Here is a 16,643-nt window from a genome sequence, read left to right as displayed (position 1 = left end):
AGTGATTATTTAATCACTCTTTTTTTTTCTTCTTCTATTAATTCTACTGATTTTTCGTCTGTAGACAAATAAAAGGTATAAAACCACATAATTGAAAACGATGGAATAATATCCACAAAAGGCAAGGCTTCTTCCACAAAAGAGAAAGCAGCTGCAATTTTACCTTTCCTACCAGCATACATCTTGCTCATTAAATATGCTGATAATGGCGCCCAAACAAAATCGAAAGGCGGAAATATGTACGACACATATCCCATGGCATCAAAAAACAAACCGACTACCAGTTTTTTTGATTTACTTAATTTTTCTAAACTCATATATTTTAACTAATTCTAATATTAGAAATGCAAATAGTATTCCAAAAATAGTATTCCTCCAAATGTCAGTCGTTTAACGAATAACTCTAATTCATTTATTGTATTAAAAAAAGTAACAATATAAAGACTTGAAACGTAAACAATTCATAATTAAAACCTTGTTTTTAACGTTCAATTACGATTCTTTTTTAATTAAGCCGTTTAGATTTGCAGCCAAAGTGTAACAACTTTAATTTTTTGTAGTCTATAAAACTATAAAATCAATCTTCCAAAAACCACATGAAAAACAGGCTGTTTCTTTTAGTATTCTCATTTTGCTATATAATCACCTTTGCGCAAGAGAAGAAAACCTTAAATATAACACGAACAACCTCCGCACCAAAAATTGATGGTATTCTGGATGATGAATCGTGGAAAAATGTAGAAGAAGCCAAAGATTTCATTCAGTTTGACCCAGAAATGGGTGTAAAAGAAACGCATGAAACCCGTACCGTTGTAAAAATAACTTATGATGATGATGCTATTTATGTTGGCGCTTATTTATATGATAATCCCAAAGATATTATGCGTCAATTAACCCGTCGTGATGACTTTGGTCAATCTGATTTTTTCGGATTTATTTTAAATCCAAATAACGACGGACAAAATAATACTGAATTTTTTGTTTTCAGTTCTGGCGTTCAAGCAGATGCAATTGAATCGCCAGGAATTGGTGAGGATTTTGGATGGAATGCTGTGTGGGAAAGTGCGGTGAAAATTGTAGATGATGGTTGGATTGTTGAAATGAAAATACCATACAGAACCTTACGTTTTTCTAACCAAGAAGTTCCAACTTGGGGTTTACAAATTCATAGACATTATCGAAGGAATCGTTCCCAGTTTACATGGAACCCAATTGATGTTACTAAAGGAAATGTAGGAATATACAACGGTCAATTAAAAGGTTTAACCAATTTAGATCCGCCAACAAGACTTACATTCTATCCGTTTGTATCAGGAATTGTTAATACCTATGATGGAGACACAGAAACTCAATTCAATGCCGGAATGGATTTAAAATATGGTATCACCGAAAACTTTACGTTGGATGCTACATTAATACCAGACTTCAGTCAAGCCGGTTTTGATCGAGTGGAATTAAATCTAGGCCCTTTTGAACAAACCTTTTCTGAACAGCGTCAGTTTTTTACGGAAGGTGTGGATCTTTTTACAAAAGGCGACTTATTCTTCTCGCGGCGTGTTGGAAATGAACCTTCAGGTTCGGTATCATTAGATCCAAATGAAGAGGTTCAAGATTATCCAAGTCAAACCAAGGTTTTAAACGCCCTAAAAGTATCCGGAAGAACAAAAAACGGTTTAGGTGTTGGGGTTTTTAATGCTATTACAGAAAAAACATATGCTAAAGTTACCAATTTAGACACCTACACTAGTCGTAAAGAATTGGTAGAACCACTTGCAAATTATAATATTTTAGTGGTGGATCAACAATTTAATCAAAACTCATCTGTTAGTTTAATAAATACCAACGTTACTAGAAATGGCCATTTTCGGGATGCCAATGTTACTGGCCTTTTAGCAGATTTAACCACCAAGAAAAACACCTATAATTTGGAAGCCGAATTAAAAATGAGTAACGTTAATTTGGAGTCTGGTACGGAGACAGGATATAGTTATACCTTAGAATTAGCCAAAGTTTTTGGAAATTGGCAATATTGGGTTGGACATGAATTTGCGGATGACACATATGATATCAACGATTTAGGTCTTCAGTTTAGAAACAATTTCAGCAATTTTGGTGTGGAAGCGTCTTATCGCACATTTGAACCAACAAGTAATTTCCTCCGATATAATTTTAATACATGGATAGACTATAACCGTTTATCAAACCCTAGTACATATACAGGAAGTACCATTGGCGCTTCTTTTTCTGCTCAATTAAAAAGCTTACACGGTTTTGGTGGAAATGTAAATTTTCAACCTGGAAAACAATACGATTATTTTGAGCCTCGTGCCGAAGGACGCTATTTTGTTTATGAAAACCGGTTAAATGGAAATGTTTGGATTTCTTCAAATTATAATAAAAAGTTTGCTATTGATGCCAATATTGGAGGTGCTACGTTTTTTGAAGATGGCAGAGAAACAAACAATATTTGGTTTGGCATTAGTCCGCGATTAAAATTAAACGATAAATTATTACTTATTTATTCTTTTGATTATGATAAAATTAATGGTGATCGTGGTTATGCAGATAATACAGCAGATGCTATTGTTTTTGGAAATCGGGATCAAAAAACAATGGTAAATAGTATTACGGGTTCTTATAGTTTTAATCCGTTCCATTCACTAAATCTAACATTTAGAAATTATTGGAGTACAGTTCTTTATGATGATAACATCTACCTATTACAAGAGGATGGCGGTTTACTGGAGACAAACGTTTCCTTTGAAGACGCAGGATTAGATGATCCTAATATTAACTTTAGTACTTGGAATTTAGACTTAAGTTATTCGTGGCAGTTTGCTCCTGGAAGCTTTTTAACGGCTTTGTATAGAAATCAGTTATTTAATTACGATTCAGAAGCGGAACTTAACTTTACAAATAATTTTGACAGACTACTAAATCAGCCTATTCAAAATTCATTTTCGTTAAAAGTTCAATACTTTATTGATTACAATAATGTGAAGAAAATTTTCAACAAGAAATCAAATTCATAATTGTAAAGCGTTATTTAAAGTATTACATTGCTTGTTCATTTTACAGCAATGATTTCAGCAAAAAATATTCACAAATACTACGAAGATTTACACGTTTTAAAAGGTGTTGAATTACATATAAAAGCAGGCGAAATAGTTTCTATTGTTGGTGCATCGGGCGCTGGAAAAACAACGCTTCTTCAAATATTAGGCACGCTAGATAAACCGTCAAAAAAAGAAGATTTCACCTTTGCTATTAACAATACTGACATCAGTAGTTTATCTGAAAAAGGATTAGCAAAATTTCGAAATGAAGAAATTGGATTCATCTTTCAATTTCATCAACTATTACCAGAATTTACAGCCATTGAAAATGTGTGTATTCCGGCCTACATTAAAAAAACCAATAAAGCTGCTGCCGAAAAACGCGCAACCGAATTATTAGATTTTTTAGGATTAAAAGATCGTGCACAACACAAACCCAATGAACTTTCTGGAGGCGAGCAGCAACGGGTTGCCGTAGCTCGTGCGTTAATTAACAATCCGAAAATTATTTTTGCTGATGAACCATCCGGAAATTTAGACTCCGAATCGGCTGAAAACTTACATAATCTATTTTTTAAATTACGGGACGAATTTGGACAAACCTTCGTTATTGTTACACATAATGAAGAGTTGGCTAATATGGCAGACCGTAAATTAACCATGGTTGATGGTCGCATAGTATGTGGTCATTAAAAATGCATCTGTCATTTTGGGAGATACAACTTGCCAAAATGCCTTTTTTATGATAAGTTTATAAAGCACTAAACCGGTTGTCATAAATATGCTATTAATACTCCTTTCTTGGATTTACATCATTTTCATAAGTATCATTTTTGGTGTAAGCCTGAATCGAGTTTTAAGAATAAAAGCATGTAATTTTATCATTACCATATTTCATGGATTATTTGGTATCATGCTCTTTACAGGGTTTTGGGCTATTGGATTTCCTGTAAATGTTAACTATCATGTTGTTTTAATACTAATATCCTGTGTTTTACTAGGTCTTAATTTAAAATATATAAAGGCCATTTTAAAGAGTTTCGTTCTTGAATTTAAAGGCTTATCCGTTTTTTTTAAGAGTTTATTAGCAGTAATTACAATCCTCATTTTAGCACAATGCGCTTCTGCTCCATTATTAGTGGATAATGAAACCTATTATATTCAAACCATTGCTTGGCTCAATAATTACGGTTTTGTAAAAGGGTTGGTGAATTTACATTTATTTCTAGGACAAACTTCCGGTTGGCATATTCTACAAAGTGCCTTTAGCTTCAGTTTCTTAACCAATTCTCTTAACGATTTAAGCGGTTTAGCTTTACTCCTAGCAAATGTTTACGCCATCGTAAACATAAATACTTATTGTAAATCCGGCATTCCCCCTAAAAGATATTTGCTTATTGGATTATTTCCTATTGTAAACCTCCTACTCTTTCAATTCATAAGCGCACCATCGCCAGATTTAGCCATTTATGTGCTTTCGGTAATTAGTTTTTATCAATTTATTACTACCTATGGCGAATACCAAAAAGATGTGTTTCTATCCCTCACCCTATTAACAGTATTTATGGTGTGCATCAAACTTACAGCTTTCCCATTTATACTGTTCCCAATTGCTGTTTATGCGAAATTTTATAAACAAACACGATTTTTAAACGTAAGTATATTTTCGATTTTAGGAGTTTCAAGCTGCCTGTTAATCATCAAAAATACAATCATTACCGGAAATCCATTGTATCCTTTCTGGGGGCTTGATAGCCTTAAATTAGACTGGCATCTTCCTGAAACTATTGCCTTTTATTTTAAAGATTATGGTTTGGCTTATGGTTATCAAATGACTCCGGACGTTTTTGCCAAAACATCTTTAATAGAGCGTATGAAGCACTGGCTATTTGCCTCTGGAATTCATGGCATATTTAATAAAATATTAATAATTCTTTTAATTATTTTACCGTTTATCATTAAAAAATGGTTTCACCAAAAAGGCTATTGGGTTTTCTATATCATGCTTGTTGCAACTATGATCATTTTATGGAACACATCACCACAATACCGCTTCTTTTTACCATTTATATTAATATCCGGTTTAATGATTTTAAGTATTTTTAAATTAAAGAGGAGTATTATTAAAACTCTATTTGTTTTTAGCACGATGATGGCTTTTATCGCTGTATTTATCCCGATAAATAAGCAAGCTTTAACAAATAATACACAACATCAACAAACTTCCATATTTAAAACAGCGTATATTCTCCTACCCCATAATAACAGCAAATTTCTAGTTAAATATGACACTAAAGCAATTGGAAACACAACTATTAACACGCCAAAAAACACGAGTTTTTTCTGGGAAACAGGTGGTACGCCAATACCAGCTGTTAGCAGCCCACAATTAAACTATTTTAAGAACAACTTTTCAGTTGTACCACAGTTGCGAACCGAAGATCTTAAAGATGGTTTCTACAGCCAAATAATTTTAGACAAATAAATTAGAGTAACTAGCGATATTCTGGATTTTCAAAATCCCAACGTCTTCCATCATCCCAATCCTCGCGAGAATTTCCATAATTAGGATATCCATTTTGTGCTTTCAACATAGTGGCTAAATGCAACAAATTATAGGTCATAAATGTCGTATTTCTATTAGTGAAATCGCTATCAAAACCAACTGGCGGATTTATTTTTTCATCTTGCCATTCTGTATCACCATAACTTGGACCAGGGCCTACTTCACCAATCCAACCACAATCAGCTTGTGGTGGTATGGAATATCCAACATGTTGCATGGCGTATAAAATACCCATAGCACAATGTTTTACGCCATCTTCATTTCCTGTAATCATACAACCACCAACCTTTCCGTAAAAAATATATTGACCTTTGTCATTGGTTTTACTGCTCATGGCATATAATCGCTCAATGAGTTTTTGTGCTTCCGACGATTTTTCACCTAACCAAATGGGTGTTCCAATAATGAGAATATCAGCGTCCATTACTTTTTTAAATAATTCTGGCCAAACATCGGTTTTCCATCCATGTTCTGTCATGTCGGGATAAATACCAACCGCAACATTTTCATCAATAAAACGAATAACGTCCGTTTTTACCCCTTCTTTATCCATGATGCTTTTGGAGACATTAATAAGGGTTTCAGTATGGCTTTTTTGTGGAGACTTTTTTAAAGTGCAATTAATAAATAAAGCTTTTAAACCCTGGAAATCTGGTTTTTTCATAAAATTAACTTTTTTAAAAGGTACAAAACGTTTTGGAATTCTAATCAAAAGCGTGGTTTCACGTACTGAAACGTCCTAATCACGCATTCTCATTAGAAAACGTCTCAAATAACAAATAACTTGTTCTGTATCACGAAACCTTAAAGAATGCTGTTAGTTTGACCCTAATTTCTGTTAATTAGGAACGAATCAAATTCTTAATAATGTGAGAGTCTACGCCTTTTTAAGTATTGGCAATCCGTCAATAGACGAAAAATTCTTTAAGGTTTTTATTTCAAACTGTTTAGAATAAAATCGATTGTTGTATTGGTGTTTTTATTAGTACGATAAGATTCTGTATAATGCTTGGAAGTTACGGCCAATCCTAATTTTTGTAATCTGTAAATAGCATCTGAATACTCCAAGGTTACCTTTCCTGTTAACAGCACATCTAAATCACCATCATTTTGGGCGTATTGATAAACCTTTTTTAATCCAGACAAATACAAATGGTCTTTCGTAAAACCACCTCCCCTATGTACGCGCAATGTAATGGTAAATGCACTATCGCGTGGCACTTTATATTGATTGTGAAGCAAATCAAATGTATCTGCAAAACTGTAGCCTTTTGCTAACGAGTCGGCTGCAATAACACGATACGCTAATTCTTTTAAACGTTTCATGGTTAAACATCCTGACATATATTCCGCATAAACCGCTAAGCCTTCTTGAGTTTCTACATTATTTGGAAAACCACTTGAAAATATTTTTAAGGGCTGACTTAATCCATTAAACGTCGTTACCATGTGCACACCAACTTCGTGATTTGCAAGTACTTCTAACTGATTTTTACTAAACTTATGATTTTTCTTAAGCAATAAGGTTTGCGTATTATTCTGAACCATGGCTGCTGCCGAAATATTAGTAGAAAATTTCAGATGATATTTAAAATCGTAACGCTTGGAAAAATCTTCAAAATAAGTTTGGGCTTCCTGAACACTGTATTTAGATATTAAATCCTCGGAAGGTTCATCATCATCAAAACGCAAAATAAACTTGGCGTTTTCGATGTCTTTTTCCGTTGGAGTTCCAAAACTCTTTAAACTATTAAAGTAAAATTTTCGACCTTGATTTATGGTGTCAATACATTCTATTTTTCCAGAATACTCATAAATTATATCTTCATAAAGCTGTCTGATGTCTGAATCTTCAATGCGTTCCAGACGTTGTGAAAAGAACAATCTATGAAGTTTATAGCCGTTAAACTTCACTTTAGGATATTTAAAATTTGGCTCGTAATTATATTTTGAAGTGAAAAATTGCTTTTTTTCACTTTCAATATTTAAAGGGTTTATATAGTTAAGTAATTCTATCTTTTTTACCAATCTGTTTAAATTGGTATCTATATCAAATAAATCTTGGTAATCGTTCGTCATAATGCGTATTCAGTTTATTTTAAATATACTTCAAAAAATTAGAAGCTTGCTCTGGAATGTGCGTTTCTAATTGATCTGCAACCGCTTCCACAACTTCAGGGTAAATAACTTGATGATACTCATCACCATAAATTTTAGCAATTTCTGTGGCGAGAACTAGTGTGTTTTTAAAACTATGAGTAATGTATTTTAAGAAATAACCATTCCCTTGAAAGGTATCATTAACTTTTGCCGTTTGTGCAATTTTATGAGGAAGTTGAATTTGTGATAAGCGATTTCTCCATGCTTCCACCAAAGTCCCAAAACGTTTATTATCAATATTACTAGTTCCTATATTCCAAGTTGGCACTTCCCGGTTCCAACGTTGCCAATTGTAGCTATGCATATCAAAAACAATACAACCGTTGTATTTTTCTTCTATCTTCTTTATTAATGCCGAAACCACTTTATAAAAATTAGTGTGCTTTTGTAAACTTTTGGCCTTCATTGCTTCTGGGAGTGGCTGTTTCCATAGTTGTTTTCCCCAAGCAGTTTCAAAAATGGCTTCTTCCGGTGGCCGATTTAAGTCGTATTCAAAACGCGAATCGCATCCCGCAATAACAATAGGATGTGTTGCAATCATGGCCTTCGTTGCAGGATCTTCCTCGTACCAACGCTCATATTCCGTGTGCAAACAATTCTCCCAAAGTTCTGTTCTAAACTGATGACCATCGTGAATGGCCGAACATACATAATGAACGTAAGAATCTATTTTTAAAGTGAAGGAATAATCATCAGAAACAGCATAAAAACGTTCTTCATGTTCTATTTTTTTGATGATGGCTTCAATTGATAATTTTTCCATATCGCATTTTATTCTGGTATTAAACTTCCCCATTCTGTCCAAGAACCATCATATATCACCAAGTTGTGATAACCAGCCAGTTCTGCGCCTAGTGCTAAAACACAAGCGGTTATTCCTGATCCACAAGAAAACGTAAGCGCATCATGTGGTTTAGCTATTTTAGAAAAAATAGTCCGTAATTCACTTTCAGATTTCATAATTCCTGAATCTAATAAGCTTTCATAAGGTATATTTACAGAACTCGGTATCGTTCCACGACGCAAACCTACACGTGGTTCACGGACCAAGCTTTTAAACCGTAACTCCGAACGTGCATCTACAACTAATCGTTGATTTAATTGAACGTTTTGCTGCATATCGTCAAAAAACACCATATGATTTTGGGGTTTTTCCGCTTGAAAATCATCTATACTTTTGACAGATTCATAATTGTTTAAAACTTCAAATCCTGCTGTTTTCCACGCTGGTAATCCACCGTTTAAAACTGCAACATTATGAAAACCAAAGGCTTTAAACAACCACCAAACACGCGCGCTTGAATAGACACCTTTATCATCATACACAACGAGAGTGCTATTTTGTTGAATACCTAATTGTTGGGCTTCATGTTGAAATTGTTCTAATGTTGGAAATGTGGTTGGAAATGGCGCAGACACATCACTAAATTTTTGTTTTAAATTGAAAAACAAGGTGTTTGGAATGACTTCCTTTTTATGAACTACATCATCTAACTCTGAAACTTTTGGAATGGTTGCATCTAAAACAATAAGGTTAGAAGCATCTAAATGATTATGCAACCAATTTACAGAAACTAACGGTTTTTTAAGAGGTGAAAGCAACATAATGAGCGTGTTTTTAACTAAAGCTAGTTAAGCATCTTCAACCGTTTTACGCAAACGCGATCTCCGATTAAACGCTTCTACATTATCCAGTACTTTACTTTCTAGAAAATCGATAACCTTTTCTTCTACCCGATATTTGTTCTTATAAACTTTGTTGATATACGTTATTCCACCTGGCGACATCACATTTACTTCCACCAGCTTTCCTCCTATAACATCAATACCAACAAAATACAGACCATCTTTAACTAATTTAGGTCCAATTTGTTTACACAAAGCTTTTTCAGCTTTTGTCAATGTATGTTTTTGAACCGATCCGCCAGCAGACACATTAGAACGATGATCATCTGAACCGGGAACGCGCTTCATAGCACCAATGGGTTCACCATTGAGCATTAAAATGCGCACATCGCCTTCATCTGCACCTTCAATATAATCTTGAAGAATAACATAATTGGAAGTTCCATCACTACTATTTATATAAAAATCTAAAAGTGAATTAATATTGCTCATGGCCGATTTCTCTATAAGAATCACACCCGATCCACCAAAACCATTCAACGGTTTGATAATCATTTTATCAGCTTTGGATTCCTTAATTTGTCGGACTAAATAGTTCTTATTTTTAGATACGTGTGTATTTGGAATAATATTGCTGTGTGCATCACCAAAAGCCGCTGTATATAGCTTGTTATTCGCTTCACGCATGCCTTCTAAAGAATTAATAATAAAGACATCATCCTTAACCGAATCTAAAAAATTAAGCATAATTGGATCTAAAGGTGGATTTGCGCGAAAAAAAATAGCATCAAAACCAGCAAGCGGTAACATTTCTTCACGTAAAACTGCTTTTTTATAAAAGGCTTTTAAGGAAGCCGGTACTTTCTCCATTCGGTTAATTACGGTACAAAAAGCATTTGTAACGCTATTACGAATTGTTAAATTTGCAGGTGAACATAGTGCTACACCATGACCTCGCTTTACACATTCTTTTATCAAAGCGAGACTGGTATCATTTTCTGGGTCTATTTTCTCCCAAGGATACATTAAAAAACACACATTCATAAGCGTTACTTTACATTAATTAGTTACTAAAATAAGGCAGTAAATCAATTTTTACTTATTTTTTCGGGCATAATTATCATCCCAATTTTTAACGTCGGGATCACCAAGTTTTCCAACAGATTTAGCCACTATCATAGAAACAGCTGCATCACCCGTAATATTTACTGTGGTTCGGCACATATCAAGCGGTCTATCCACGGCAAAAATTAAAGCCAATCCGGCTTCTGGAATTCCAGCTTGAGCTAAAACTATGACGAGCATTACCATTCCAGCTCCGGGTACAGCAGCACTACCAATTGAGGCCAAAGTTGCTGTAGCAATAATCCCTAATTGCACACCAAAACTTAAATCCATACCAAAAGCTTGCGCAATAAAAACAGCTGCTACGGCTTGGTATAAACTGGTTCCATCCATATTGATGGTTGCTCCAATAGGTAATACAAAGCTGGTAACTTCTTCATCAACGCCTAAATGCTCTTCAACACGTTCCATAGTTACAGGTAAGGTAGCGGCACTACTACTGGTTGAAAAACCTAATAATTGTGCAGGCGCTATTCCATTAAAGAAAAACTTCGGTGTTCGTTTAGTTATAACAAAAACTAAAGCGGCATAAACAGCCATCATAAGCGCTAAACCTAAAATGACACAGAATGCGTACCAGCCAAGGGCTTTAAATAAATCGGCACTAGGCGCTTCTACTACTAAAGCTGCTAATAGAGCAAAAACACCATAAGGAGCGGCAAGCATTATTAAATCAATTAGCTTGAGTATTACTTCATTAAAACTATCAAAAAATTGTTTTACAGGCTCTGATTTTTCTTCTGGAATTAATATCAATCCTAATCCAAATAGAATAGCAAAGAAAATAACCTGTAGCATGTTGCCATTATCACTGGCTGCTTGGAAAATATTGCTTGGTACTAAATCCTCTAAAGCTTGCAAAGGTCCCGCATTTTTTTGCTTTTCAGCATCGGCAATTTTACCTTCAGCATCAGACTTATAACTTTCTACGAGTTCGGTTCGGGTTTCTTCGGAAATAGATTTACCAGGCTGAATGATGTTCACCACAGCTAAACCTATTGATACGGCTATGAGCGTCGTAACAATATAAATTCCAATGGTTCTGCCTCCCATTTTCGATAATTTGGAAATATCCTTTAAATCTGAAACACCTTTAATTAAGGATGCTAATATTAAAGGAACGGCAATAAGTTTCAATAAATTGATAAAAATTGTTCCGAAAGGTTTAACCCAATCCGTTATTATTTGGCTTCCAAATTCGAATTTGGACATAATTAAGGCGAAAGCAACACCTAAAACCATTCCGAGTATAATTTGCCAATGTAATGCGAGTTTCTTCATAAATCGTTAATCTAAATCGTTATAGTTTTACTGTATTAATATACTTTATTTAAGAGAAAATAATCCGCTAACACCAATGCTGCCATAGCTTCAACAATGGGTACTGCTCTTGGAACAACACATGGATCATGGCGTCCTTTTCCTTGCATGTCCACTAGTTCTCCACTTGAATTTAAAGCTTCTTGTTTCTGAATAACCGTTGCTACAGGTTTGAAGGCCACACGGAAATAAATATCCATGCCATTACTTATACCTCCTTGAATACCGCCAGATAAGTTGGTTTTTGTAGAACCATCTGCATTAAATAAATCGTTATGTTCGGTACCGGTCATTTTTGCACCACAAAAACCACTGCCATATTCAAAACCCTTTACGGCGTTTATGGACAACATGGCTTTCCCTAATTCAGCATGAAGCTTATCAAAAACAGGTTCACCTAAACCTATAGGTACATTTTGTAACACGCAGGTTATGGTTCCTCCTATCGTATTACCTTCTTTTCGGATGGCTTTAATTTTTTCAATCATCCGGTCTGCGGTAACGGCATCTGGACAACGGATGGCATTGGATTCAATTTTCGAAAAATCTAAATCCTGATATGGTTTTTCTAAAAATATATCCCCTACAGATGATGTATAGGCATGAATTTTCACCGATTTCAAAACTTGTTTAGCTAAAGCTCCCGCCACTACTCGAGAAGCAGTTTCTCGTGCTGAACTACGACCACCACCACGATAATCCCGAATACCATATTTTTTATCATATGTATAATCCGCGTGACTTGGGCGGTAAACATCCTTGATATGAGAGTAATCTTTGGATTTCTGATTCGCATTTTGAATAGTAAACCCAATTGGTGTCCCCGTTGTTTTGCCTTCAAAAATTCCAGATAGAAATTCAACCGTATCCGGTTCTTTACGTTGAGTGACGATTTCAGATTGACCAGGTTTTCGTCTGTTTAACTCTTGTTGAATAGCATCAAAATCGACTTCCAATCCAGGAGGACAACCATCAATAATTCCACCGATGGCTAGGCCGTGCGACTCGCCAAATGTTGTTAATTTAAATAAATTTCCGAAGGAATTTCCTGCCATACAACCAATTTTTTGTAGCTAATGTAATTGTATTATCACAGAAACAAAAATGGATTTTTAATTAGCTGCCAAATTTATTTCCCTTTTTATAAAGAAACCATAATCAACTCTTTAAAAATAAGCAACTTACAACAACGCTTGTTTTAGTATAGATATGGGGTGAAATGCCACGCGATTTGTACCATCTTTAATCTGATGTCTGCAACTAGTGCCATTGGCGGAAATTATAGTTTCTGCGGTAGCTTTTCTAACAGCCGGAAACAGTGTTTGCTCACCTATTTGCATACTCACCTCATAATGTTCGGTTTCATAACCAAAACTTCCAGCCATACCACAGCAACCACTTGGAATAATGGTTACACGATAGTTTTTGGGTAAATTTAAAATATCAAAACTTGTTTTCTGATTGCTTAGCGCCTTTTGATGACAATGCCCATGAAACTTAATAGTTTTGGTTTCTGTAGTAAACTGATCCGGTTTTATATTTCCTAATAGGATTTCATTTTGAAGAAACTCTTCAATTAAAAAGCAATTTTTAGCGAGTTTTTTGGCTGCATCTTTATTATTAGCTAATTTGATATACTCATCACGAAACGTTAAAATAGCCGATGGCTCGATACCGATTAATGGTGTTGTTTCTGAAATAACTTCGGAAAAAATAGACACGTTTTTATTAGCAACTTTTTTAGCCTGTTCCAGAAACCCTTTAGACAAAAATGCACGACCTGACTCGTCGTGTTTAATAAACTTCACGTCGTAATTTAAAGCTTGTAAAAGTTGCAAGGCGTCTTGACCAATTTCGGAGTCTAGGTGATTTGTAAATTCATCATAAAAAATATAAACAATTTTAATTGAATTTGAGTTAATAATCTTATTTACAGGATTTTGACTGTATTTACCTAAACTAATACTTGAAATTAAGGGCAGACTTCTTTTAGCAGCTATTCCTAGCATTTTTTTAATAATAGAACTTGTTACTGCATTTGAAAACATAAAATTAGTAACACCCGAAAAACGACTTCCATAGGCATTCAATTTATTGTTATAGGCGAATAGTTTAGTCCGTAAACGACTTCCATTTTCCTTCTGATATTGATACTCAAATTCCGCTTTTAAACTCGCAACATCCACACTGCTTGGACACTCACTTGCGCATGCTTTACAACTCACACATAAATCAAAAACAGCCTTTAATTCATCATGATTAAACTTGTTCGCTTTATTGGAAGTCGTTAAAAATTCACGTAACGCATTGGCACGTGCTCGTGTGGTATCTTTTTCATTTCTGGTGGCACGATAACTTGGACACATGGTTCCGCCAAATTCAGGTAGTTTTCTACAATCACCAGATCCATTGCATTTTTCGGCTTCCCGCAAAATTCCTAATGATGCCGAAAAATCTAAAACGGTTTCAATTTCGGGCTCATGACGTCCTGGAACATAGCGTAAATTGTCATCCATGGGAAACGCATCAACAATTTTACCCGGATTGAAAATAGCATTAGGATCGAAAGCGTGTTTTATCCGTTTTATAATGGCATAATTTGCATCACCAATCATAAGTGGTATAAATTCAGCTCGAACAATACCATCACCATGTTCGCCACTCATAGAACCTTGATACGACTTAACAAGCTTAGCTACATCTGTGGTTATTTTTCGGAATAAAACAACGTCTTTCTTTTGCTTTAAATTTAAAATAGGTCGCAAGTGCAACTCACCAGCTCCAGCATGTGCATAATAAACCGCCTTTTGGTTATAGCTGTTCATAAGCTTGGTAAAATCTGAAATATAATGTGCCAAATCAGGTATGGCCACGGCGGTGTCTTCAATACAGGCTGCCGATTTTTTATCACCAATCATGTTTCCCAACAGACCTAGTCCAGCTTTTCGTAATTCCATAGCTTGATTAATGGCATTACCTTGAAGTACCACTTGCGCATAACATAATCCTAAATTAGTAATAGCTACACGCAGATTTTGGATTTGTTGGTTTAAATCTGATTCTGAATGAGCTCTCACTTCACACATTAAAATAGCTTCTGGATCGCCTTCAACAAAATGTCTATTTTCCTGTTGGGTTTTATTGTGTTTGGTTAAATCTAAAATGGTTTTATCCATCATTTCGCAGGTATGCAAATCATGATACATAACAGTTTCAACGGATTTCAAACAGGATTCAATGGAATCAAAATGCAAGCATATTAAGGCAGATTCCTTTGGCGGCAATGCATCTAATTGCAATGTTATTTCAGTTGTAAATGCTAAAGTTCCTTCGCTTCCAGATAAAAGTTGACACATATTGAAGCGTTTATTTGAATTTGAAAACACATCCGAATCAATTAATTTATCAATAGCATAGCCTGTATTTCTACGATGAATTTCTGGTTTCGGAAATTCTTTTATAATTTCAGATTGAACAATTTCAGAAGCAAGTTCTTGATAAATTGATTTATAAATGTGTCCTTCCAATGTGGGCTGACGTTTTTTTATATGAAATTCTTCTTTTGAAATTTCTGAAAAAATAGCATCACTTCCATCGCTTAAAATAGTTTTAAGTTGCTTTACCTTATCTCGTGTAACACCATACTGAATGGACGTCGTTCCCGATGAATTATTGCCTACCATGCCACCAATCATGCAGCGATTTGATGTGGACGTATTTGGTCCGAAAAACAAGCCGTACGGTTTTAGAAAATTGTTTAACACATCCCTAACTACACCAGATTGAACGGTTATGGTTTTTTCAGTTTCATTAAAACGTATAATCTGATTAAAATGTTTGGACACATCAACTACAATTCCCGTTCCCACACATTGCCCAGCTAAAGACGTTCCAGCAGTTCTAGGAATTAAAGCTGTTTGATGCTTTTTAGCAAACTGAATTAGCGTTTTAAGGTCATCATTATCTTTCGGGTATGCCACTGCAAGCGGCAACATTCTGTAAACAGATGCATCCGTTGCGTATAATGATTTCATTAAATCATCAAAAAAGAATTCACCTTTTAGAGTTTGTTTTAATTCTAATAAATACTGCTTCAATGTATTAGTTATTTATGGCACTTTAAAGCTAACAAGAATTTCAATATAATAGCAGTTTTAACGTTATTTTTACAAAAAATATGGGCTAATATTTTATATTAAACGTAGATATAGTAATTAAACAATTAAAAAAAATTATGAAGAATACATGTATGGCTATTTTAGTCGGTTTAGGTTTTATTGCAACAGGTTTTGCACAGGAAATTTCTAAAAATGCTATTGGTTTGCGTTTAGGCGATAGCGATGGTTTTGGTGCTGAAGTATCCTACCAACGCGCCATAGGCGACAACAATCGTTTAGAATTTGATTTAGGATGGCGAGATGGAAGTGATTATGATGGTTTTAAATTAGCTGGATTATACCATTGGGTTTGGAATATTGAAGGAGGTTTTAACTGGTACGCTGGACCAGGATTAGGTTTTGGTGCTTACAGTTTTGACCATTATCACGGCCGAAAAGACAGTGATGCTTTTGTTTTTTTAGCGGGTAATATTGGAATTGAATATAGTTTTGACTTTCCTTTATTATTATCACTAGATTTTAGACCAGAATTAGGTTTTGGTAATAGTGATTTTGACAATAACGATTTAGATTTTGATATTGGACTTGGTGTGAGATACCAATTTTAATAGCTTATTACAACAATAACTTAAAGCACGTTTTAATTGACGTGCTTTTTTTTACATTTGTTTT

General features: G+C 34.6%; 13 protein-coding genes. 4 read left to right on the top strand and 9 right to left on the bottom strand.

Annotation, left to right across the window (positions count from 1 at the left end; all coding sequences use genetic code 11):
* Positions 1-5 precede the first annotated feature (5 nt).
* On the bottom strand, positions 6-317 hold the full coding sequence (locus tag ACN0QX_RS00470; RefSeq protein WP_417195026.1) for a hypothetical protein: 312 nt from the start codon (positions 315-317) through the stop codon (positions 6-8).
* A gap of 279 nt (positions 318-596) precedes the next feature.
* Between ACN0QX_RS00470 and ACN0QX_RS00465 the strand changes: the two genes are divergently transcribed.
* From ACN0QX_RS00465 to ACN0QX_RS00455, 3 genes are all read left to right on the top strand, one after another.
* A complete protein-coding gene (locus ACN0QX_RS00465) occupies positions 597-3,032 on the top strand; it encodes a DUF5916 domain-containing protein (RefSeq protein ID WP_417195025.1) in 2,436 nt (811 codons plus the stop codon).
* Between the two features lie 48 nt (positions 3,033-3,080).
* Positions 3,081-3,749: an ABC transporter ATP-binding protein gene (locus ACN0QX_RS00460; RefSeq protein ID WP_376859827.1), complete on the top strand. Its 669-nt coding sequence runs from the start codon at positions 3,081-3,083 to the stop codon at positions 3,747-3,749.
* An 88-nt stretch (positions 3,750-3,837) separates the two neighbouring features.
* On the top strand, positions 3,838-5,541 hold the full coding sequence (locus ACN0QX_RS00455) for an LIC_10190 family membrane protein (RefSeq protein ID WP_417195024.1): 1,704 nt from the start codon (positions 3,838-3,840) through the stop codon (positions 5,539-5,541).
* A 10-nt stretch (positions 5,542-5,551) separates the two neighbouring features.
* On the opposite strand, the gene ACN0QX_RS00450 is transcribed toward ACN0QX_RS00455, so the two are convergent.
* The 8 genes from ACN0QX_RS00450 to ACN0QX_RS00415 form a co-directional block, all read right to left on the bottom strand.
* The gene (locus tag ACN0QX_RS00450) at positions 5,552-6,286 is read right to left on the bottom strand and encodes a flavodoxin family protein (protein ID WP_376859831.1); all 735 of its coding nucleotides are present in this window, start codon (positions 6,284-6,286) and stop codon (positions 5,552-5,554) included.
* A gap of 269 nt (positions 6,287-6,555) precedes the next feature.
* Positions 6,556-7,701, bottom strand: a complete 1,146-nt coding sequence (locus ACN0QX_RS00445) for a flavohemoglobin expression-modulating QEGLA motif protein (RefSeq protein WP_417195023.1) — start codon at positions 7,699-7,701, stop codon at positions 6,556-6,558.
* Between the two features lie 19 nt (positions 7,702-7,720).
* Positions 7,721-8,545, bottom strand: a complete 825-nt coding sequence (locus tag ACN0QX_RS00440; RefSeq protein ID WP_417195022.1) for an N-formylglutamate amidohydrolase — start codon at positions 8,543-8,545, stop codon at positions 7,721-7,723.
* Positions 8,546-8,553: 8 nt separating this feature from the next.
* The gene (locus ACN0QX_RS00435; protein ID WP_417195021.1) at positions 8,554-9,387 is read right to left on the bottom strand and encodes a sulfurtransferase; all 834 of its coding nucleotides are present in this window, start codon (positions 9,385-9,387) and stop codon (positions 8,554-8,556) included.
* A gap of 27 nt (positions 9,388-9,414) precedes the next feature.
* On the bottom strand, positions 9,415-10,452 hold the full coding sequence (gene gshB / locus ACN0QX_RS00430) for a glutathione synthase (protein ID WP_248399416.1): 1,038 nt from the start codon (positions 10,450-10,452) through the stop codon (positions 9,415-9,417).
* Between the two features lie 51 nt (positions 10,453-10,503).
* Positions 10,504-11,814 (bottom strand): dicarboxylate/amino acid:cation symporter, encoded by a 1,311-nt coding sequence (locus ACN0QX_RS00425; protein WP_248399414.1) that lies wholly within the window; start codon positions 11,812-11,814, stop codon positions 10,504-10,506.
* A 35-nt stretch (positions 11,815-11,849) separates the two neighbouring features.
* Positions 11,850-12,908 (bottom strand): chorismate synthase, encoded by a 1,059-nt coding sequence (aroC, locus tag ACN0QX_RS00420; protein WP_417195019.1) that lies wholly within the window; start codon positions 12,906-12,908, stop codon positions 11,850-11,852.
* Between the two features lie 126 nt (positions 12,909-13,034).
* Entirely contained in the window at positions 13,035-15,950 is a 2,916-nt protein-coding gene (locus tag ACN0QX_RS00415; protein ID WP_417195018.1) for an FAD-binding and (Fe-S)-binding domain-containing protein, read from the bottom strand.
* A gap of 137 nt (positions 15,951-16,087) precedes the next feature.
* On the opposite strand from ACN0QX_RS00415, the gene ACN0QX_RS00410 reads away from it, so the two are divergent.
* Positions 16,088-16,579 (top strand): hypothetical protein, encoded by a 492-nt coding sequence (locus ACN0QX_RS00410; RefSeq protein ID WP_248399408.1) that lies wholly within the window; start codon positions 16,088-16,090, stop codon positions 16,577-16,579.
* Positions 16,580-16,643: the final 64 nt, after the last annotated feature.

The organism is Bizionia sp., assembly GCF_048259285.1.
GTDB classification, from domain to species: Bacteria; Bacteroidota; Bacteroidia; order Flavobacteriales; family Flavobacteriaceae; genus Algorimicrobium; species Algorimicrobium hallyeonense.
This window is presented reverse-complemented; position numbering and strand designations above follow the sequence as displayed.